Annotated in this window: 17 protein-coding genes; 8 read left to right on the top strand and 9 right to left on the bottom strand. The window is 54.2% G+C overall.

All coding sequences use genetic code 11. The features are described from left to right. Positions 1-39: 39 nt before the first annotated feature. Together flgK and M9H61_RS12560 are read left to right on the top strand one after the other, a co-directional pair. Positions 40-1,761 carry a flagellar hook-associated protein FlgK gene (flgK, locus tag M9H61_RS12565; RefSeq protein ID WP_250280781.1) on the top strand — a complete coding sequence of 574 codons (1,722 nt, stop codon included), beginning with the start codon at positions 40-42 and terminating at the stop codon, positions 1,759-1,761. An 11-nt stretch (positions 1,762-1,772) separates the two neighbouring features. Continuing rightward, positions 1,773-2,684, top strand: a complete 912-nt coding sequence (locus M9H61_RS12560) for a flagellin (RefSeq protein ID WP_068517808.1) — start codon at positions 1,773-1,775, stop codon at positions 2,682-2,684. Between the two features lie 47 nt (positions 2,685-2,731). Here M9H61_RS12560 and M9H61_RS12555 read toward each other — a convergent pair whose 3' ends face one another. From M9H61_RS12555 to M9H61_RS12535, 5 genes are all read right to left on the bottom strand, one after another. After that, entirely contained in the window at positions 2,732-3,604 is an 873-nt protein-coding gene (locus M9H61_RS12555; RefSeq protein ID WP_250280779.1) for an ABC transporter substrate-binding protein, read from the bottom strand. Between the two features lie 206 nt (positions 3,605-3,810). Continuing rightward, positions 3,811-5,436: a phosphoenolpyruvate carboxykinase gene (locus tag M9H61_RS12550; protein WP_250280778.1), complete on the bottom strand. Its 1,626-nt coding sequence runs from the start codon at positions 5,434-5,436 to the stop codon at positions 3,811-3,813. A 220-nt stretch (positions 5,437-5,656) separates the two neighbouring features. Then, complete coding sequence (locus tag M9H61_RS12545; RefSeq protein ID WP_250280776.1) at positions 5,657-6,430, bottom strand: HugZ family protein; 774 nt, start codon at positions 6,428-6,430, stop codon at positions 5,657-5,659. A 122-nt stretch (positions 6,431-6,552) separates the two neighbouring features. Then, the gene (locus tag M9H61_RS12540) at positions 6,553-6,750 is read right to left on the bottom strand and encodes a DUF1289 domain-containing protein (protein WP_250280774.1); all 198 of its coding nucleotides are present in this window, start codon (positions 6,748-6,750) and stop codon (positions 6,553-6,555) included. Between the two features lie 115 nt (positions 6,751-6,865). Then, positions 6,866-7,063 carry a CsbD family protein gene (locus tag M9H61_RS12535; protein WP_101246965.1) on the bottom strand — a complete coding sequence of 66 codons (198 nt, stop codon included), beginning with the start codon at positions 7,061-7,063 and terminating at the stop codon, positions 6,866-6,868. 260 nt (positions 7,064-7,323) lie between these two features. On the opposite strand from M9H61_RS12535, the gene M9H61_RS12530 reads away from it, so the two are divergent. Then, positions 7,324-7,941, top strand: a complete 618-nt coding sequence (locus M9H61_RS12530) for an RNA methyltransferase (RefSeq protein WP_114112395.1) — start codon at positions 7,324-7,326, stop codon at positions 7,939-7,941. 129 nt (positions 7,942-8,070) lie between these two features. Here the strand turns inward: M9H61_RS12530 and M9H61_RS12525 are convergent, their stop codons facing one another. The 3 genes from M9H61_RS12525 to M9H61_RS12515 all read right to left on the bottom strand — a co-directional run bounded on the left by M9H61_RS12525 (position 8,071) and on the right by M9H61_RS12515 (position 12,293). Then, complete coding sequence (locus tag M9H61_RS12525) at positions 8,071-10,308, bottom strand: anthranilate synthase component I (protein ID WP_250280773.1); 2,238 nt, start codon at positions 10,306-10,308, stop codon at positions 8,071-8,073. A 227-nt stretch (positions 10,309-10,535) separates the two neighbouring features. Then, positions 10,536-11,531, bottom strand: coding sequence for an ion transporter (locus tag M9H61_RS12520; protein ID WP_250280771.1), 996 nt, complete (start codon positions 11,529-11,531; stop codon positions 10,536-10,538). A 117-nt stretch (positions 11,532-11,648) separates the two neighbouring features. Then, positions 11,649-12,293 carry a phosphoribosylanthranilate isomerase gene (locus tag M9H61_RS12515; RefSeq protein WP_250280769.1) on the bottom strand — a complete coding sequence of 215 codons (645 nt, stop codon included), beginning with the start codon at positions 12,291-12,293 and terminating at the stop codon, positions 11,649-11,651. A 155-nt stretch (positions 12,294-12,448) separates the two neighbouring features. On the opposite strand from M9H61_RS12515, the gene ubiE reads away from it, so the two are divergent. From ubiE to M9H61_RS12500, 3 genes are all read left to right on the top strand, one after another. Then, complete coding sequence (ubiE, locus tag M9H61_RS12510) at positions 12,449-13,222, top strand: bifunctional demethylmenaquinone methyltransferase/2-methoxy-6-polyprenyl-1,4-benzoquinol methylase UbiE (protein ID WP_068517793.1); 774 nt, start codon at positions 12,449-12,451, stop codon at positions 13,220-13,222. A gap of 13 nt (positions 13,223-13,235) precedes the next feature. Further along, the gene (ubiB, locus tag M9H61_RS12505) at positions 13,236-14,798 is read left to right on the top strand and encodes a 2-polyprenylphenol 6-hydroxylase (RefSeq protein ID WP_250280767.1); all 1,563 of its coding nucleotides are present in this window, start codon (positions 13,236-13,238) and stop codon (positions 14,796-14,798) included. A gap of 174 nt (positions 14,799-14,972) precedes the next feature. Further along, entirely contained in the window at positions 14,973-15,278 is a 306-nt protein-coding gene (locus M9H61_RS12500; protein WP_250280766.1) for a GNAT family N-acetyltransferase, read from the top strand. A 69-nt stretch (positions 15,279-15,347) separates the two neighbouring features. On the opposite strand, the gene M9H61_RS12495 is transcribed toward M9H61_RS12500, so the two are convergent. After that, complete coding sequence (locus tag M9H61_RS12495; protein WP_250280764.1) at positions 15,348-17,006, bottom strand: methyl-accepting chemotaxis protein; 1,659 nt, start codon at positions 17,004-17,006, stop codon at positions 15,348-15,350. Positions 17,007-17,459: 453 nt separating this feature from the next. Between M9H61_RS12495 and M9H61_RS12490 the strand changes: the two genes are divergently transcribed. Both M9H61_RS12490 and M9H61_RS12485 read left to right on the top strand, forming a co-directional pair. Continuing rightward, entirely contained in the window at positions 17,460-19,073 is a 1,614-nt protein-coding gene (locus tag M9H61_RS12490; protein ID WP_250280762.1) for a tetratricopeptide repeat protein, read from the top strand. 181 nt (positions 19,074-19,254) lie between these two features. Further along, positions 19,255-19,665, top strand: coding sequence for a hypothetical protein (locus M9H61_RS12485; protein WP_250280760.1), 411 nt, complete (start codon positions 19,255-19,257; stop codon positions 19,663-19,665). Position 19,666 lies beyond the last annotated feature (1 nt).

Genomic DNA, 19,666 nt, shown 5'->3' with positions numbered 1-19,666 from the left:
ATCTTTTTATCAACCGATCAGACCCGATAGGTCACAGCCATGTCGATCCGTGCCGCACAATCAGCCGCGCTTAGTGCCCTGCAAACCAGTCAGGCCGGGATCAGTGTGTCTTCGGAAAATATCGCCAATGCGTCGGTCGAAGGATACACAGCCAAGTCACTCAGCCTTTCCAGCAGTGTGACGACCGGCGCATCGACGGGTGTCACAGTGACATCGGTCGGATCGACCGTGGACAGTTACCTTTTGAAATCGATCAGCGAAGCGGCATCTGAAAGCGGCTATGCATCGGTTTTTTCAGATCCGCTTAATATGGTGGCGAGCCAGTTCGGGGATGTCGGCGATGACGGGGCGATTTCGACCCTGATTGCCGATCTTGAAACCGCAATTGCGGCATTGGCCGTCAGTGCCGACAGCCAGTCCGAGAAATCAACCACGCTCAGCGAAGCCAATGCAATCGCAGACGAACTGAACAACCTTTCACAGTCCGTGCAGGATCAGCGTGCGAGTGCCGACCAGTCGATTGAAGACACTGTCGATCAGATCAATGATCTGTTGAATGAAATTCATGCCTATAACAATCAGCTCAGCGGAACCGACGGCACCACGCTGACCACCAGCGAACTCGAAGATGCCCGCGCGCAGGCCATCAACGAGTTATCGGAACTGGTCGATATCAGCTACTACACCGACTCATCAAACACGACCCAGATCTATATCGGCGGGACGCTCGTGGTTGGCAGTCAGGTTCAGGAGCTGTCCTATAACGCGGTCGGAACCGTGACCTCGGACACGACATTTGCCGACATCACGGTAAATGGCAATTCGATCACCGACAGCATTTCAGGCGGCAGTCTGGGCGGTCTGATCGAGTTGCGTGATGAAACGCTTCCTGACATCCAGGAAGAGCTTGATAATCTTGCGACCACATTGATGGACAGCATCAACGCGGTTACCAATCTTGGCACAGCATATCCCGCCCCAAGCGAACTGGTCGGATCAGAAGAGGTTGATCTGACCGATGCGTTTTCGGGAACCGGTACGGTACGCCTGGCGGCAACCGACGAGGACGGCAATGCCGTTGAAGTCATCGAAATTGATCTGAGCACAATTACAACGGTTCAGGATCTGGTCGATGCGATCAACAGTTCGACCTATCTGGATGCGTCGGTCGGCAGTGACGGGACCCTTGAGATCGCGGCATCGGATGATGATTATGGTGTTTCGATTATCAATATGGATGCCAGTGTCGGTGCCGAAGATCAGGGATTTTCGGATTATTTCGGACTGAACGACATGTTCACCGGAACCGATGCAGGCAATATTTCGGTCAATTCGGCCTGGCTTGACGATACCAGCAGGCTGCCGGTGGGGTCGGGATCGGACGATGCGACACTGGCAGTCGGTGAGAGTGTCATTTCATCGGGCAGTTCCGATGTTGCCGAAGCACTGGCCGATCTTTTTGACGAGAATGTCAGTTTCGACGCCGCAGGTAATCTTGGCTCGACCAAAACAACATTGTCAGATTATGCGGCTGAAATCCTGTCAGATGTAGCCCAACAGGCATCAAGTGCCGAGACTGAGGCCAGTGTTGCGACCAGTGCCTATGAGGAGCTGGTGGAAAGTTTTTCCAACCAGTACGGCGTCAACACCGATGAAGAGGCACTGACACTTAGCAATCTTCAAAGTGCATATGAGGCCGCCGCGGCGATTTTGGAAATTACCCAGTCGCTTATGGACACATTGCTTGAGGCGGTCAGTTAAGGGATCAGAAAATGCGCGTTTCCACAGCCGCAATGCAACAGAATATGCTAAGCCAGATCCGATCGGTACAGTCGCAACTGGCAGAGGCCACCGAACAATCCAGTTCGGGGGTCAAATCGGATTCCTATGCCGGGGTTGCGGATAATGCCTATGTTATTGCGACCCTGAGTGCGGAAATTTCCGAGGCCGCAGCCTATGCCGACATTGCCGAGGAAATCCAGACACGTGTTGAAGTCTATTATTCGACGTTAAATGACATGGTCGATCTTTTGACTGAAATGACGTCGGATTTGTCGGGTGCATTAAGTACCGGGACAGACAAAGCATACGGCATCAATGAGTCCGCCGGTGCCGCACTTGAGACATTTGCGTCGCTTTTGAACACCCAATATGAAGGTCGTTATATCTATGCCGGGTCGGCCTCCGATACGGCACCGGTTTCGGTTGATACCGCCGATTACGCGGTGATCACCAGCCCGTCGACCACAGATCTGAGCTATTATTCCGGTAACAGTGATATTGCATCGGCCAAGGTCGCGGACGGCACGACAATCGAATACGGGATTACCGCACAGGAAGATGCGTTCGAACAGGCATTGCGGGCCTTGAACCTTGCGGCAAATGCCAGCACCGATCCGGTGGATGAAGCCGCCCTGACCGAGGCGATGGAACTGATTGAATCGGCAGCAGCCGGTTTGTCAGAATTGCAAAATCAGGTGTCCTACACCCAGGATCAGCTTGAAGCGGTGGTCGATATGCATACCGATTTTCAACTGGCGGCCGAGGGAACGGTTTCCAATCTGGCCGATGTTGATCTGGCCGAAGCTGTGGTGACGCTTGAAACGCTTTCGATCCAGCTTGAAGCATCCTATTCGATCACAGCACAGATCACCGACATGTCGTTGTTCGAATATTTGCGTTAATTGGGGATTTCGGATTCTTGCACGGAATTCCGGATCAAATGTCGATTTTACTGCGATGCTTCGGACAATATCCCGTATTTCGCGAGGATTTTGTCATACAGGCCGTTTTTGCGGATGGTGGAAAGCCCGACATTAAGTTGGGCCAAAAGCAGACTGGCATGTTCGGTTGTACGCGAGATGCAGGAATAATACGGATCGTTTGACAGGATTTTGCTTTTGATTTTGTCGATATCCGTCGCACCACTTTTACCGACATTGAGCACATAATCCATTGGGGCCCGAAATGACAGGGCGGCGTCCAGTCGCTTGGACAGCAAAAGATTTACCAGTGTGGTTTCGCTGTTGGCCATGATGATATCAAGGCCGGCCTTGCGTGCCGCCGTTTCCAGGTTATAGCCGTTCACCACCCCGACGGTCATGTCGCGCGCATCGGCAAGGGTTTCAACAGACCCAAGAACCTCGTCACGGGTGGAATAGATGGCAACGCGTACATGGCCAAGGATATCGGAAAACAGAAAGTGCGCTTCGCGTTCCGGCAGGTAGCTACAGGAACACAGGCCGTCGACCTGCCCTGTTCTGGCAAGGAAATAGGCGCGTTTCCAGGGGTAAAATGGCGTCAGCAACGTGATGTTGCGTGTGGCAAACGCGGCCCGAAGAATTTCAACGTCATAGCCGGGTTCGGTTGCCTTGTCGGCGATTTTGGCCGGTGGGAACGGATTGCAGGCAAGGGTGATGGTTTCGTGGTTGCCTGCCGGGGGGATTAGCGTGTTTTGCGCAGATGCAATGGTGCTGATCGATATCAGGGTCACGGCAAAAAGTGCAGTGATCGCATTGATCCAATTTTTAAGCCGGTCCTTGCCGGTGGCACAATCAGTGATCCGGTGACGTAAATTCTTGGGAAAATATGCTGCTATGCGCATGTAGATTCCGGTTTCAAAGATCTGCCATTCTTAAACAAGTTCAAGATGATATCACGCATTGGGCGCAATGTATTATTTCTCTTGTCGGCAGGAATTGCGTTAGATCAGGCAGGTCAAATCAATCTGGAAATCAACATGGCAGATCGGCACGGAAATGAAAAAGGCCGGTGCAAAGACCGGCCTTTTTGCAATATGTCGACAGCGGATTATTCGGCTGCTTTGACTTCTGCGCTGCTGCGGATTGCGGCTTCGCGGACATCGTCGGTGACATGTTCTTCGAACTTCGCGAAGTTCTTTTCGAACAGACCGGTCAGGTTGGCAGCGGCCTTGTCGTAGGCTGCCTTGTCGCTCCAGCTTTCACGCGGGTTCAGAACTTCTGCCGGGATATCGCCACATGCGGTCGGATATGCCAGACCGAAATACGGATCGGTCGCAAATTCGGCATTTTCCAATTCGCCATTCAGGGCCGCATTCAGAAGGCCACGGGTGTAACCGATCTTCATGCGCGAACCAACGCCATAGCCGCCACCGGACCAGCCGGTATTGACCAGCCAGCAATTGGCTTCGTGTTTTTCCATCAGCTCACCAAGCAGCTTGGCGTAAACGGACGGATGACGCGGCATGAACGGTGCGCCAAAGCAGGCGGAAAACGCCGCGGTCGGTTCCTTGACACCTTTTTCGGTGCCGGCAACCTTGGCGGTGTAACCTGACAGGAAGTGATACATCGCCTGTGCCGAGCTCAGTTTTGCGATCGGCGGCAGAACGCCAAATGCATCACAGGTCAGCATGATGATGTTTTTCGGATGACCACCACGACCGGTTTCCGAGGCATTCGGAATGAATTCGATCGGGTAGGAAGAACGGGTATTTTCGGTGTGACGAGCATCGTCGAGGTCAAGCTCGCGCGATTGCTTGTTCATCACAACGTTTTCAAGAACGGTACCGAAACGCTCGGTGGTGGCAAAGATTTCCGGTTCCGCTTCACGCGAAAGCTTGATCACCTTTGCATAGCAACCGCCTTCGAAGTTGAAGACACCGTCTTCGCCCCAGCCATGTTCGTCATCACCGATCAGGGTGCGCGACGCATCCGCCGAAAGCGTGGTTTTGCCGGTGCCCGACAGGCCAAAGAAGATGGCGGTGTCGCCGTCTTTGCCCATGTTGGCCGAGCAATGCATCGGCATGACGCCTTTGGCCGGAAGGATGTGGTTGAGAACCGAGAAGATCGATTTCTTCATTTCGCCGGCATACCAAGTGCCGCCGATGATGACCATTTTGCGTTCGAAGCTGACCATCACGAAAACTTCGGAACGGGTGCCATCGACTTCCGGATCAGCCTGAAGGCCCGGAGCATGAAGGATGGTGAATTCCGGTGCGAAATCGCGAAGTTCTTCTTTCTGCGGCTGGATGAACATGTTGCGCGCAAAAAGGTTGTGCCACGCATTTTCGTTGATCACACGAACCGGAAGACGGAAACGCGGATCAGAACCGGCATAGCAATCCTGCACGAACAGTTCGGTGCCCTGGAAATATGCGCGCACTTTCTGATAGAGGCGCTCAAATACTTCCGGGCTGACCGGGCGGTTTACATCGCCCCAATCGATATCTGCCTTGGTGCTTTCTTCTTCGACAACGAAACGGTCCTGTGGGGAACGGCCGGTATGTTCGCCGGTCAGTGCGACAAATGCACCACCCTTGGCGATTTTGCCTTCATTGCGACGGATCGCATGTTCGTAAAGGCCGGCAGCGTCGAGGTTCCAGTGAACGGCGCCAAGGTTTTTGAGGCCATGAGTTTCAAGGCCTACACGGCTGACAACGGGTCCTGATTGCAGCACGAATCTCTCCTGGTGGGAATTAAAAGAGCTGGGGGTTAATATCCTAATTTACACAACAATTTGTGGGAAATCGTTGTGTTGAGACATATTGTTACAAAGGTGTCTTAAAAGCAACCGGTCCTTTTGCCTAATACCTAGGAAAACGTAGCGACTTTTGCGTTTGCGAAAATTCCATGTTCAGGGTCGAAGTAATAAATTTTCGGAATACAAATGGTCCGACTTATGCGCGCGATTTTTTGCACATTTCGACCAAAATATCGCGCGCTTCGCCCGGTGAATGGATGGTGCGTGCGAAGTCGATTCTGATCGGTGGCTGTTCGGGTTTGTGACAGTCCAGAACCATGCCGTCACAATCAATCGAATGCATTTTCCAGCCGGCTGCGGGATCGTGGGACGTGAAATGGGCAACAATGTCGGCAATGGCATCAAGATGGTCAGCATTCATGTGGCTGACAATGCCGTCATGACCGGTGACGAGCGGGTGACAATCGGGAACGATGAACTGATCGCCTTTGAGGCGACGCTGTTTGCCAAATCCCCCGATCCAATAAATTGCGTCGACCGTGATCCGGTAAAAGGCGAAATCGGCAAAGTCGGCATACTGACCGGCATCGGGCTGTTCGCGCAAATAGCGCGCACGGGTATGGGGGTCGGGATCAGCAACAGCTTTACCAAAAAGTGTCAGCCGCGCGCGGTCTGTCTGGATCGCGGCGGTCTGCTGGTGCTGCGATTGCGCAGGTGGGGCGGGCGAAAACAACAGTGAGACCCGGTTATCTGCGCGGATATGACGCGTGTGATCGGCAAGATCGGAAATCAGTAGCAATGGTGTTCCGTCAATATCAATGACCGGGACAACCATCGAGGTCACGGGCCAGCCGTCAGTGACCTGTTTATGATCGTGGGCAATTGTCGCCAATGTTGCCTGATCAGCAATACGGCAAAGCTGGCGCAATGCACTGGCCGATGGTGGTGGCGGTGGTGTGGTTTGGGACATGGAAATCTACCTTGTCACGGCGCATGAAACGGATGTGAAATTATCGCAGATTTCCGTCTTCGCGTACATGGCAGGGTCGCCCGTACGTCCAAGGACACATCAAAAACAGGTTTTGATTCTTATCAGGAGCCTGTCTGTTTTTGGCGGATGTTTTGATGTGACTTTTTCCGTGTCTTTGATTTGGCAAGGACACGTTTTTTTTCGCCGTCGCTCAGCCCCATCCATGCGCCGATCTCGTCACCGGTGCGATAGCAACCGGTGCAATAACCAGCCTTGGCATCAAGGACGCAAACACCGATACAGGGGGATTTGACGGGCATGAAATTCCTGGGTGGGATCGTTAATGATTAGTCCCATAGAAAACAGCTTCGCCCGCAAGGATCAAGCCTGAAGCGATCCATGCGGGCGAATAAATCTGTGTGGCGTAATACCGGTTTAAAGGCGCGAGAACCAGTTGCGGATCTGACGATCGGCTTCTTCACGTTCAATGCCATAGGCCTCCTGAATAAGGCCCACCAGTTTTTCACGCTGTCCATCAACGCGGTCGACATCATCTTCGGTCAGGCGGCCCCATTCGCGTTTGACGTGACCGCGTACCTGTTTCCAGCGACCAGCAATTTGATCCCAATTCATCGGGTTCTCCTGCTTTCGGGGTTGCTCGTAATAGTGGCAGTTGCCGTATGACTTTAAGAACGAAATTGTGGGCGTGTTGTTCCATAAAACCGCAAGGCGGGTGAAAACAGCGCGGTCGTCTGACGGGTTTATCGGGCGGTTTGCTTGCCTTATCGGGCGCATGGGGGTATAGCCCCGGTGGGGTATGGACCCCTTGTCTTGTCATGGAGTTGATTTCGCACCGGCCCGAATGCGGCGTGACGTGCGGCACGGAGGAAGATATGCGCGGCTATTTCGGGATTGGAATTGAAGGGGCAAGCAAGCCTTTGAATGTGGGCACCCTGTTTCGTTCCGCCCATGCCTTTGGCGCAAGCTTTGCGTTTACGGTTGATGCGGACTTCCGCGAGGAACGTTCAAACATCACCGATACATCAAAGTCGGGCGAACAGATGCCCTATTACCATTTCCCGGATCATGACAACCTGTTCCTGCCGCAAGGGTGCCGGATGGTCGGCATTGAACTGACCCCCGATGCGATCGAACTGCCAAGCTTCAAGCATCCGTCACAGGCGGCCTATATCCTGGGTCCGGAACGCGGCAACCTGTCCGATGAAATGCAGGAAAAATGCGATTTCATCATCAAGATCCCGATGAGCTTCTGTGTGAATGTCGCGATTGCGGCAAATATCGTGATGTATGACCGCCTGATCAGTCTGGGCCGGTTTGCGCCGCGTCCGGTGCGTGCCGGTGCGCCGACCGAACCGAAACCCGAAGCCCATTATGGTGGCTGGATTTCGCGGACCCGTGACAAGCGCAAAGGGGATCCGGAAAAATTCCGTCAGGCACCGCCGCCCGATTATTCGGTGATTGACGGCACACTTGATGATGATGACGCCTGATCCAAAGACAGGCAGACATACAGATAAAAAAGCAACGGCCGCGAGGGAGGAGCACGGCCGTTGCGCTTTGTGATCTGCGCGATTGTGTCTTAAGGGGGGATTTGACACAGCGCAGATCGGGTGCAGGTATCAAGCTGCCTTGATATCCGAAGTCATGGTGTCCGACGTTTCTTCTTCGCCGGGGCGGGTGCCATGCGGATTGCGCAACAGGTTGGCAATCATCCGCATTCCGACATCGCCCTGAAGGGTCAGAAGGCTTTCCGGATGGAATTGTACGGCACTGATCGGAAGGCTGCTGTGACGAATGCCCATGATCACGCCATCGTCACTTCGCGCCGTAACCTTCAGGTCCGCAGGTAGTTCAGCCGCCTTGGCAAACAGGGAATGATACCGGCCGACAACAATGTCTTCGGGCAATCCGTCAAACAGCGGATCGGTGGTATCGAGTTTCACCTTTGACGGTTTGCCATGCATCGGTGTGACAAGTTGACCAAGTGACCCGCCGAAAAATTCGACAATCCCCTGCAATCCAAGGCAAACACCAAAGACTGGCAAGCCGGCCGCAAGGGCGCGTTCGATGCTGTCGCGCAGATGGTAATCATCGGGACGGCCGGGGCCCGGTGACAGGAACACAAGATCGGGTTTGAAATCATCAAATGCCTCGTCCGGGAAACCGGGACGAAGTGTCAGTGTTTCGGCACCGGTTGCGCGGATATAGCTGGAAAGGTTTTGCACGAAGCTGTCTTCGTGATCGATCAAAAGAACGCGTTTGCCAATGCCCGAGCTTGCCGGGTCGATGGTGACTTCATCCTTGGCATCGCGGGTAACGGCATCAATCATTGCCGATGCCTTAAGGACGGTTTCGGCTTCTTCGGCGTCTGATTCACTATCATAGAGCAAGGTGGCACCGGCGCGAACTTCGGCGACACCCTGTTTCAGGCGTACCGTGCGCAAGGTCAATCCGGTATTGAGATCACCGTTACACAGAACCGCACCAATCGCCCCGCCATACCATGCGCGCGCACTGCGTTCGACGGCTTCGATATGCTGCATGGCTGCACGTTTGGGGGCACCGGTCACGGTAACGGCCCAGCAATGGGTCAGAAAGGCATCAAGCGCATCAAACCCGTCACGCAGGCGGCCTTCGACATGATCGACCGTGTGGATCAGGCGTGAATACATTTCGATCTGGCGACGACCAAGAATGCGGATGCTTCCGGGTTTGCAAACGCGGGCCTTGTCATTGCGATCAACATCGGTGCACATCGTCAGTTCCGACTCATCCTTGGTCGAATTAAGCAATGTGCGAATGTTTTCGGCATCCTCGATCGCGTCACGACCGCGCGCAATCGTGCCGGAAATCGGACAGGTTTCAATGCGCTGCCCTTTGACCCGGACATACATTTCGGGCGATGCGCCAATAAGATGTTCCCCGTCACCAAGATTGATCAGGAAGCCATAAGGGGCCGGATTGCGGCGTTTAAGACGGCGGAAAATTTCCGAAGGTGCGGTGGCACAAGGGGTTCTGAAAACGCGGCTGGGGACAACTTCGAACAGTTCGCCACGGGCAAAGCGGGGCTTGGTTTCATCGACGATGGCGGCATATTCGCCGGTTTTCATGTCATTTTCGACAACGGCATTGTTGCCGCGCGATGGTGGATGGGGCTGGGAATTGCGGGGCAGGCCGGCCGTGCTGTGCCCGTCAGGGGTGATGAATTCGTATTCGATCCGGGTGGCGATTTTTGACGCATGATCGACCGTGATCAAACGGTCGGGCAGGAACAGGTGGATGTCCTTGTGATCGGACGGGCGGTCCTGTGTCAGGTTGATCTGTTCGAAATGAAGCGCGATGTCATAGCCAAAGGCACCATAAAGACCAAGGCGCTCATCGCCCTTGTGGCCGAACAGATCGCGCAGCGCGCGGACGACCGAAAACAGACTTGGTTGCTGACTGCGTTCTTCCTCGGCAAACCAGGAAGCGGGCTTTTTGACCACGCCATAAAGGCCATCTTCACCATCGGTGATGCTGTCGACATGCGGATGGCTTCCCAGAATGTCGGAAATCACATCCAGCAGGACCCGACCGCGGTCATTCAACGCCCGCACCGCGAAGCCGCGTTCCCGCCCGACAATTTCAAGTGGCGGCGCATCAAACCCCATATCCCACCGTGAATAGCGACCCGGGAATTCATAGCTTGAAGACAGAAGCACGCCCTTGGTCTGATCAAGGGCATCAATCAGGCCTTCGGTGGCGTTCTCATAACCAATGGTGGTCATGCGACGAATGACCGAAACACCGCCATCAGTGGTATATCGGTATTCGGCCTGATCGTCGGAAATGCCGGTTTCCTGAATTGGGGTCGTCACGTTCAGATACTCCTTTTGGGGCCTTGTGCCGCAGGAGCCATGTGATGATCAGGAAAAAGGGAAGTCTGAAAACACAAAGCCGCCTGCAAGAATGAGGCGGCCGGTATGTTCAGGGCATGTGTATTGGCCGCCCGCTTAAGCGAGCCACCACCAACGATTGGAAATACGGATCGGGTTCATGCCATGTGTTTTCATGGCTCAAACCATGTGCGCAAAATTTCCCGGCGTCAAGGCTTTTGCGTCGAGCTGTTGCCTTCTGCCTCTTTGAGTTCCATGTGCAGGGGCTGATGGCAATGCGGACAGGTAAGAATCTCGTCACTTTCATTGCGGTGAACGTCGCGGATGTCATCAAGAACAGATTGGGCCTGTTCGTCACTGATCCCGAGTTCTTCCTGATGGGATTTCAGTTTGTGGCGAACCCGTTCGGTCAGACGTTTGCCCATCAGCTGACGGGTGGCCTGATGACGGTATTCATTTTCGCGACGTCGCAATTCCGCATTGAAAGCCGATGCCAGAATACCGGCCGGAACCGCAACAATCCCGATCCCGGTCAGGGAAATGACACTGGCCAGGAATTTGCCAAACGGTGTGATTGGCACAACGTCGCCATAGCCGACCGTGGCAAGGGTAATGACGCTCCAATACAGTGCCTTAAGCAGGTTGCCAAAGGCGTCCGGCTGGGCTTCGTGTTCGGCGACATAGATCGCACCGGCACTGAATACCAGCATACAGGCCAGTGCGGCGCTGGCGGCACCAAAAATGCCCAATTGCTGTCGAAACACCAGCAACATCAATTCCAGCCCGGTGGAATAGCGGGTGAATTTCAGCAAACGCAGCAACCGGATGATCCGCACAAATCGCAAATCGACGGATGTAAAGAACCACAGAAGGATCGGCAGGATCGCCAAAAGATCAATCAGCGCCATCGGCGTGAACATATAGCGCAGGCGTGCCCATGGGCGGCCGCTGAAACGTTCGTCATCGGGGGCGGACCAGACCCGCAATGCGTATTCGACGGTGAAGATCAGGGTGCAAACGATCTCGATGATGGCGAATTGCAGATAGTATCTTTCGGCCAGTTCCTGGACCGAGTCAAAAATCACCGACACGACATTGATGACAATCGCACTGGCCAGAATCAGGTGAACGAACAGGGAAAGGCGCGAATGGCGTTCAACACCATGGAGCAATTTATGTGTCTTTGAACGAAGAGTCGCTGTCATGTCGCGCAAGCCCGATCCGGCAATAGAGTATTGATTGCCAGGTGAGTTTTGCGCCAATCGCTTCAGAAATGGTTAAATTATCAGGGCCTTATTTTCCGGCCCTGATCAATTTGGTGATCAATAGCCTTTTGCCGCGCGAACAAAATCGGCGATTTTCCGGGCGTCTTTTACACCCTTGGATTTTTCGACACCTGATGAGACGTCTACCCATGGCGCACCGGATATCTCGACGGCTTCGGCGACATTATTGGGATCAAGACCACCGGCAAGCATCCAGTCACTTTTGAAGTTCTGACCGGTCAGCAACGTCCAGTCAAAAGACACGGCATTGCCACCGGGCAGAATGCTGTCTTTGGGCGGTTTGGCATCAAACAGCAGGAAATCGGCAACGCCGTCATAGTTGGACTTGGCATTTTCGATGTCATCGGCGGTACTTACCGAAATGGCTTTCATCACCTTGAGACCGAAACGTTCCTTGACCGCTGCGACGCGTTCGGGGCTCTCCTTGCCATGGAGCTGAATGACATCAAGGCTTCCGGCCTTGATCGCATTTTCAAGTGCCTCGTCACCGGCTTCGACGAACAGGCCGACTTTCAGGATGCTGTTGGGGACCCGTTCGGTCAGGGTTTTGGCACCCTTAAGCGATATGTGCCGCGGGCTTGGTGGAAAGAACACATAGCCCAATGCATCTGCCCCGGCACTCATGGCCGCGATAAGGGCATCTTCGCTGTTGATTCCACAGATTTTGACCATGCAGCTCATCGGGGTATCCTGTCTTGTCGTCACTCTAATTCGCACGGCAAACAATTGGTGCGTCAGAGTCACTTAGCAGAAACTGCATCATATCGACAGGATATTTGCGATTTCCGATGGCTTTCCACTGGCAGGATAATCATTGCTGCGCTATTTTCCCGACCATGAGCAAGCATACAGACCCTGCCGCGGGCGAAAACGGCGAAAACACAACCCACTTCGGGTTTCGGGATGTTCCTGAAAGCCAGAAGGCATCCATGGTGCGCGAGGTTTTCGACACTGTCGCGTCCAAATATGATTTGATGAACGATCTGATGAGCGGCGGTATCCACCGTCTGTGGAAAGACACGTTCATCAACGAGCTTAAGCCGCGCCCGAACATGAAGCTTCTGGACGTTGCAGGTGGCACGGGGGATATCGCATTCCGCTTTTTGAAAAATGGCGGTGGTTCGGTCACGGTATGCGACATCAACTATGAAATGCTGCATGTCGGACGCGACCGGGCGGCTGACCACGGGATTTTGAAGAACATCAACTGGACCGTTGGCGATGCGCAGAAACTGCCGCTGCCCGATCACTCGGTTGATGCCTATACCATTGCGTTTGGCATCCGCAACGTCACTCGCATCGAAGAAGCCCTTTCCGAGGCGTTCCGTGTTTTGCGGCCCGGCGGAAAGTTCCAGTGTCTTGAATTTTCCAAGGTCGTAGTGCCGGGCTTCGATAAGCTTTACGATACCTATTCGTTCAAGCTTTTGCCTGAAATTGGTCGCTTTATCGCGGGGAACCGCGAAGCGTATCAGTATCTGGCCGAAAGCATTCGCAAATTCCCGGATCAGGAAACCTTTGCGTCGATGATCCGTGCGGCCGGGTTCGAGCGGGTAAAATACCGCAACCTGTCGGGCGGGATTGCCGCCATTCATTCCGGTTGGCGGGTTTGAGGGTGCTTGGCGCATGATCCGGTTTGTCCGAAACAGCTTTCGCCTGCTTGCCATGGCGCGGACCCTGGCACGTCATGATGCCCTGTTTCCGCTGGCCCTTGTGCCGGGTGGAAAAATTCTGGCATTTTTTGCCCGTTTGACAGCCCCGTTTTCCGGGCGGTCCGGGTTACCGCCCGGGCGGCGTCTGGCGCGCGCACTCGAAGAGCTTGGACCGGCATTCATCAAGCTTGGGCAAACACTTGCGACGCGGTCCGATCTGATCGGTGATGATGTTGCTGCCGATCTGTCATCGCTTCAGGACCGCTTGCCGCCCTTTTCGGCCAAAATTGCAAAACGGATCATTACTGAACAGCTGGCCGAACCGTTTGATGTTCTGTTTGCCGAGTTCGATGAAACGCCAGTTGCCGCGGCATCAATCGCGCAGGTTCATTTTGCCACCACAACAGATGGCCGCGAAGTCGCGGTCAAGGTGCTGCGTCCGGATATCAAGGTGCGGTTTGCCCGTGATCTTGATCTGTTTTACTGGGTTGCCGAAATTGTCGAATTGACGCAGCCGCGCTTGCGCCGCCTGAAACCGGTTGAAACCGTCAAGGCGCTTGAAGACAGTGTCCATCTTGAAATGGATTTGCGTTTTGAGGCGGCCGCGGCATCGGAATTCCGCGATAATTTCGAAGATGATCCGACCTATTACATTCCCCAGATTGATTGGGAACGAACGGCCGAACATGTGATGACCATGGAACGTGTCAAAGGCGTGCGTATCGACAATGTCGAGGCCCTTGATCGCATGGGAATTGATCGTTCAGCCCTTTTGGCCAAGGCGGCGGGCGCGTTTTTCCAGCAGGTTTTCCGCGACGGGTTTTTCCATGCCGACATGCATCCGGGCAACCTGTTTGTCGATGAAACCGGTCGGGTCAGCATTGTTGATTTCGGTATCATGGGACGTGTCGATAAACAGACACGTCTGTATCTGGCGGAAATGCTTCTGGGCTTCCTGACGCGTGATTACCATCGCGTGGCCGAGGTTCATTTCGAAGCGGGCTATGTTCCGCGCAACCAGTCGCTTGAAACGTTCCAGCAGGCATGCCGGTCAATTGGCGAGCCGATCCTGGGCAAGGAACTGGCCGATATTTCGGTCGGGCGCTTGTTGGGGCAGTTGTTCCAGATTACCGAACAGTTCGGGATGGAAACCCAGCCACAGCTTCTGATGCTTCAGAAAACCATGATCGTTGCCGAGGGACTTTCACGTATCCTCAGCCCGAATGAAAATATGTGGGAACTGTCGCGTCCGCTGATCGAAGACTGGATGCGTGAAAACCTTGGTCCGGAAGCCAAGGTCAAGGAAGCAGCCCTTCAGGCCGGATCAATGTTGCGACGTTTGCCCCGCGTGCTTGAAGCTGCGGAAAAGGCATCCTCGGTTCTGACCGATCAGGGGTTGCGACTGCATCCTGAAACGGTGGCGGCCATGCGCGGAAAATCGGGTAATGGCCAAAACAAGTCGACGGGCATTTCGCGCCAAACGCTTGTTCTGTGGGTGGCGATCATTGCGCTGGGTGTTGCGGTCTATCTGAAATAGCCGCATCTGGCATTCCGGGAGCTTGTCTTATGACCGACGATACTGATCCAGCCGACATCAAAGTCGAAATCAGTACGGACCGCGCGCATTGATCTTGCCTATTGTTATGGCTTTATCGCGTCATCCTATTGGTCGGGTGGGCGGACACGTGGCGAATTTGACCGGTCCGTCGAAATGTCATTTCCGGTCGGGGCCTTTTGCGACGGCCGGCAAGTCGGCTTTGCGCGGGTGGTCAGTGATCAGATTGCCATTGCCTATGTCGCCGACGTGTTTGTTGATCCCGACTTTCGCAGACGCGGGATTGCTGCCCGGATGCTTGACGCCTTGCACACGCATCCCGATCTTCGCCGGGTGAAAAGATGGGTGCTTGCGACCGATGATATGCAACCGCTTTACCGACAGCATGGTTACGAGGATCTGGATGATCTGATGATGATGCGCGTTGATGAGAATGCCCAAAAGTGCGATCCGCTGCGCTGAAGAATTCCGGTAAAAGAAAACGCCGCCACGGATTGCCGGGCGGCGTTTTCTTGGTCAGTGGCAGATGGCTTAGCTTGCACGGACTTCGTCAAGGAAGTTGCCGACTTCACCGCGCAATGTGCCCGATTGGCTGTTAAGCTTGTCAGATGCGCCAAGTACCTGATGGGCGGCCTCGCCGGTCTGACGGGCGGCTTCACGCATTTCATGGATGTGATTGGTCACTTCCTGCGTACTTTGAACAGCCTGCTGGACCGAGTTGGAAATCTCGGTCGTGGCTTGGCCCTGTTCCTCGACCGCGGCTGCGACCTCGGTGGCGATTTCATTCAGATTGGCGATGATGCTGGTAATGCCTTCGATTGCACCGACAGCTTCCTGGGTTGATCCCTGAATACCGGAAATCTGGGCAGAGATATCTTCGGTCGCACGTGCGGTCTGATTGGCAAGATTTTTGACCTCGTTGGCGACCACGGCAAAGCCCTTGCCGGCGTCACCGGCACGGGCGGCCTCGATCGTGGCGTTCAGGGCCAGAAGGTTGGTTTGTTCGGCGATGGCCTGAATGATCTGAACCACTTCGCCGACCTTCTGGGCGGAAACATCAAGCCCCTGGACCATTTCGTTGACGCGAACGGCCTCGGTGCTGGCATTGGCGGTGATATTGGATGTTTCATTGACGCGCGCACTGATGTCGCGGATGGAAACGGCCAGTTCTTCGGCGGCACTGGCGACGGTTTCCACACTGTGATTGGCCTGTTCGACGGCCGCAACCACAGCCTGGGAACCAGCTTCGTTCTGCTGGACTGCGGCAACCATTGTCTGGGCGACCTGCTGCATTTCACCGGATGCACCCGATACACCATCAACCACGCCCATGACGGTTTGCTCAAAGCGTCCGGCAAGGCCAACCATGGCTTCGCGGCGTTTGGCTTCGGCGCGTTCGCGTTCCTGTTCGCGTTCGCGATCAAGCTGGGCAACGCGTTTGGCATTTTCCTTGAAGATTTCAACAGACGATGCCATTTCGCCGATTTCGTCATTGCGACCGACGCCCGGAACATCGACATCAAGATCGCCATCAACAAGTGATTGCATCGCACCATTGATCTTGACCATCGGGGTCAGGATTTGGTTGCGCAACACAATCCAGGTCGCGCCCAGAAGAACCACAAGGATCGCAGCAGCAAGGGCAACCTGAATGATGACCGCCTGTTTGACTTCGGCATTTACCCGATCAAGAGACCAGGCTGTCACCAGCATACCACGATACTGGTCTTCATCACGGCGTTTGGAATATTTGGTGATGGGGGCTGCGACAATGACCGCGTCTTCGGAAATGAAGCTGACGACTTCCTTGTTTTCGATCTGTTCAAGATAGGGCTCGACCAAGGCAGGAAGATCATGTTGGCGCAGGGTTTCTGACTGATAGGTGCCAATGGCGTCACCACCGGGATTGGCCGCGATCAGGCTGGCAAGCTGTGAACCTTCCTTGTCGGTGATTTTGCGAAATTCTTTTTCGACGGACGCACCATCCATCGCAATGAAACCTGGCTGGACTGCAGTCGACAGCATTTCGGTTTTTTCGACCGATTCATTATACATGATTTCGAGCATGGCTTCGTGCTGCGAAACAGTCTGAATGGTCATCATTGAGCCAAAGCCCACGACCAGAAGTGCGACGATAACGAAGATAACTTTTCGTCCGACAGAAGCACCGGATCTTTTTGGTTCAGCCATTTATGGTCTCCCACTCCTTCAAAGGCTTTAAGTCGCTTCCCTAGATATACTGTCGCGCAGTTCGCCATTGATCTGTTACGAAGCCTGACAGGTATTGGCAGACTGTTTTCCTGAATCTTAAGGAATCAGGATCATTCTGCGTTTTTATATTTTATCCACTTTACCGTGTGGGGACGTAGAAGTTGAGTAAAACCTTCTCTTCCTGCGATTGAGGCTACCCCATACAGTCACATTCCCGAAACAAGAAACGACGGGTTTGGCGAATATTCGGTTTCTGTGAATTGAAACGACAAATACTGCTATTGGTTAGGTAATTTTTGGTAAAATATACTAATGTGCTTATGTGAAGATGTGCCGCCGACTCGATAGGGCGATGGCGTGCAGTCAGATGTCCGTGTCATCGCGCACGGGTTTGCTCCGATCAGGAAACATGCGGGGCACAAGGGGATCAGGATGGCTAAATCTGCGACAACGGCGAAAAAGCGACAGGCCAAAAAAGGCACGAAATCGTCAGCAACCAAAAAGACAGTTAAGGCAGATCCGGCAGATGATTCTGCTGTTTCCCCGAAAAGTCAGGAAGCCCAAAGCAATACCGACACGCGCGATGCATCACCGAGCGGTGATACCCAATCCAAACCTGCCACCGGGACAACGGGAACCAATGGTGGGGCCGAAAACGCGGCCGCCATTCAGCGGCGCCGTGTGATCAATGATTTGTTCCAGCGTGGACTGGCGGCCCATCAGGCCGGCCAGATTGACGATGCGATCCGTCTTTACAGCGCAGCCTTGCGGCAAAACCCGCAACAGCCCGACGTGTGGAACAATCTTGGCGTTGCGTTACGGCGCAGCAAGAAATTCGAAGCGGCCCTTCTGGCGTATCGCCGGGCTGGGGAACTGCGTCCGGACAATGCCGGACTGTGGTCGAATATGGGAAACTGCCTGCGTGAAATGATGCGTTTTGACGAGGCCATTGTCGCGCATAAGAAGGCCATCGAACTTGATGACAGCATCAAGTCGCACACGTTCAATGCTGGTCTTGTCTACCGCGATCTCAACCGGTTTGAGCAGGCGCTGGAATATTTCGACCGCGCGCTTGCGATTGATCCCGATTATGTCGATGCCAACTGGGACAAGGCGTTGGCGCATCTGGCGTTGGGTAATTATGCGGATGGCTGGGCCGGGTATGAAACCCGGCGCAAGTTGGCGGACAATCCGATTCGCCCGCTTGATACTGCACCGGAATGGGATGGCAAATCCGATCTTCGGGGCAAACGGATTTTGCTGCGCGCCGAGCAGGGCTTTGGCGACATGATCCAGTTTGCCCGGTTTGTACCGCTGGTCGCCAAAAAGGCGGGGCACGTCATTCTTGAATGTCGCAAGGAACTGATGCCGATCATGCGTACTGTGGCCGGTGTCGGGACATTGATTGAAAAAGGCCGCCCGTTACCGGAATTCGATGTGCATGTCCCGCTTCTGAGCTTACCCCATGTGATGGGGATCGGGGCTGCGGAACTGCAAAAGATCTCGGCTGACCCTTATCTTTCGCCGCCGCCAGGCAAACAGGTCCGGCTGGCGCCGACCCCGGGTACGGTTCTTAAGGTCGGGTTGATCTGGGCCGGGAAACTCAATCCCCGTGACCGGTCTTGTCCGCTTGATATGCTGCTGCCGATCCTGTCGGGCAAAGGGGCCGCCTTTTACAGTTTCCAGATCGATGATCGTCGCGGCGACATCGAAAAGATCGGTCTTCAGGCCTTTGTGACCGACCTTGGCGACCATATTCATGATTTCGGGGACAGTGCGGCCCTGATGCAGGCAATGGATCTTGTGATCACCATTGACAGTTCGCCGGCCCATCTTGCCGGTGCGCTGGGCGTTCCGGTCTGGATGCTGCAACTGTTCACAACCGACTGGCGGTGGATGGTCGATCGCGCCGACAGTCCATGGTATCCGACCATGCGGATCTATCGGCAACAGGACCCCAACGACTGGACAGCACCGGTCAAAAAGCTGACAGGCGACTTTTTGACGCTGCTGCAGGCACGCCAAAGAAACGAAGCTGCAATTTAGAAGTGATAAGTTCGGCAAGGTAAGTTGATGTTTTTCGGGTTTATGTGAAATCCGAAAAACCTCTAACTATCTGATTGGATAGCACAAGTTCCCCTTCGAACAGTTACATCATCTTTTTCGAAGATGCATGATGCTTCACATGTACCGGTTGTGTCCGGGATACATGATTGGGGGACATCGGATGGCAACTCTAATTCGGTCTGGTTTTGTGGCCGCAGTTCTATGTGTGCTTGGTATTAGCAGTGCTTTTGCACAGAACGAAGAAATTCGAGAGGTCACTGTTACCCATCCCTCGTTCCCCGTTGTCATGTGTGATTCTGGTGGCGAATCCCGAAAATGCGAGCGAATGGTCCTGGGGGAAAATTTTCCCGCTCAGGTCGTTTTCTATTCGCACGACAGCAAGAATTTCGGGGCGTACCAGGTCCGTTTTCTCGATGAACAGAAAATCTACTGGATTCCTGACGACATGATTGTCGTACAGGGCAAAGAAGTCGCACGTAGCCCGGTCGTCTGCGGAGGAGACATCGGGACACTCGGCGGTAAGGGGACACGGGGCGCGGGTGCTGATTGCGTCTCGGCTAAGGGGAAATAAA

The sequence above is a fragment of the Thalassospira sp. GO-4 genome (genome assembly GCF_023588965.1).
Taxonomy (GTDB): Bacteria; Pseudomonadota; Alphaproteobacteria; order Rhodospirillales; family Thalassospiraceae; genus Thalassospira; species Thalassospira povalilytica.
The sequence above is the reverse complement of the archived record's forward strand: the minus strand, read 5'-3'. Positions and strand labels throughout refer to the sequence as shown.

Bases quoted from the DNA above. Each gene is read 5' to 3' on its own strand.
- flgK (WP_250280781.1), top strand. From the start codon at position 40: ATGTCGATCCGTGCCGCACAATCAGCCGCGCTTAGTGCCCTGCAAACC.
- M9H61_RS12560 (WP_068517808.1), top strand. From the start codon at position 1,773: ATGCGCGTTTCCACAGCCGCAATGCAACAGAATATGCTAAGCCAGATC.
- M9H61_RS12555 (WP_250280779.1), bottom strand. From the start codon at position 3,604: ATGCGCATAGCAGCATATTTTCCCAAGAATTTACGTCACCGGATCACT.
- M9H61_RS12545 (WP_250280776.1), bottom strand. From the start codon at position 6,430: ATGTCCCAAACCACACCACCGCCACCACCATCGGCCAGTGCATTGCGC.
- M9H61_RS12540 (WP_250280774.1), bottom strand. From the start codon at position 6,750: ATGCCCGTCAAATCCCCCTGTATCGGTGTTTGCGTCCTTGATGCCAAG.
- M9H61_RS12535 (WP_101246965.1), bottom strand. From the start codon at position 7,063: ATGAATTGGGATCAAATTGCTGGTCGCTGGAAACAGGTACGCGGTCAC.
- M9H61_RS12530 (WP_114112395.1), top strand. From the start codon at position 7,324: ATGCGCGGCTATTTCGGGATTGGAATTGAAGGGGCAAGCAAGCCTTTG.
- M9H61_RS12520 (WP_250280771.1), bottom strand. From the start codon at position 11,531: ATGACAGCGACTCTTCGTTCAAAGACACATAAATTGCTCCATGGTGTT.
- M9H61_RS12515 (WP_250280769.1), bottom strand. From the start codon at position 12,293: ATGAGCTGCATGGTCAAAATCTGTGGAATCAACAGCGAAGATGCCCTT.
- ubiE (WP_068517793.1), top strand. From the start codon at position 12,449: ATGAGCAAGCATACAGACCCTGCCGCGGGCGAAAACGGCGAAAACACA.
- ubiB (WP_250280767.1), top strand. From the start codon at position 13,236: ATGATCCGGTTTGTCCGAAACAGCTTTCGCCTGCTTGCCATGGCGCGG.
- M9H61_RS12500 (WP_250280766.1), top strand. From the start codon at position 14,973: ATGTCATTTCCGGTCGGGGCCTTTTGCGACGGCCGGCAAGTCGGCTTT.
- M9H61_RS12495 (WP_250280764.1), bottom strand. From the start codon at position 17,006: ATGGCTGAACCAAAAAGATCCGGTGCTTCTGTCGGACGAAAAGTTATC.
- M9H61_RS12490 (WP_250280762.1), top strand. From the start codon at position 17,460: ATGGCTAAATCTGCGACAACGGCGAAAAAGCGACAGGCCAAAAAAGGC.
- M9H61_RS12485 (WP_250280760.1), top strand. From the start codon at position 19,255: ATGGCAACTCTAATTCGGTCTGGTTTTGTGGCCGCAGTTCTATGTGTG.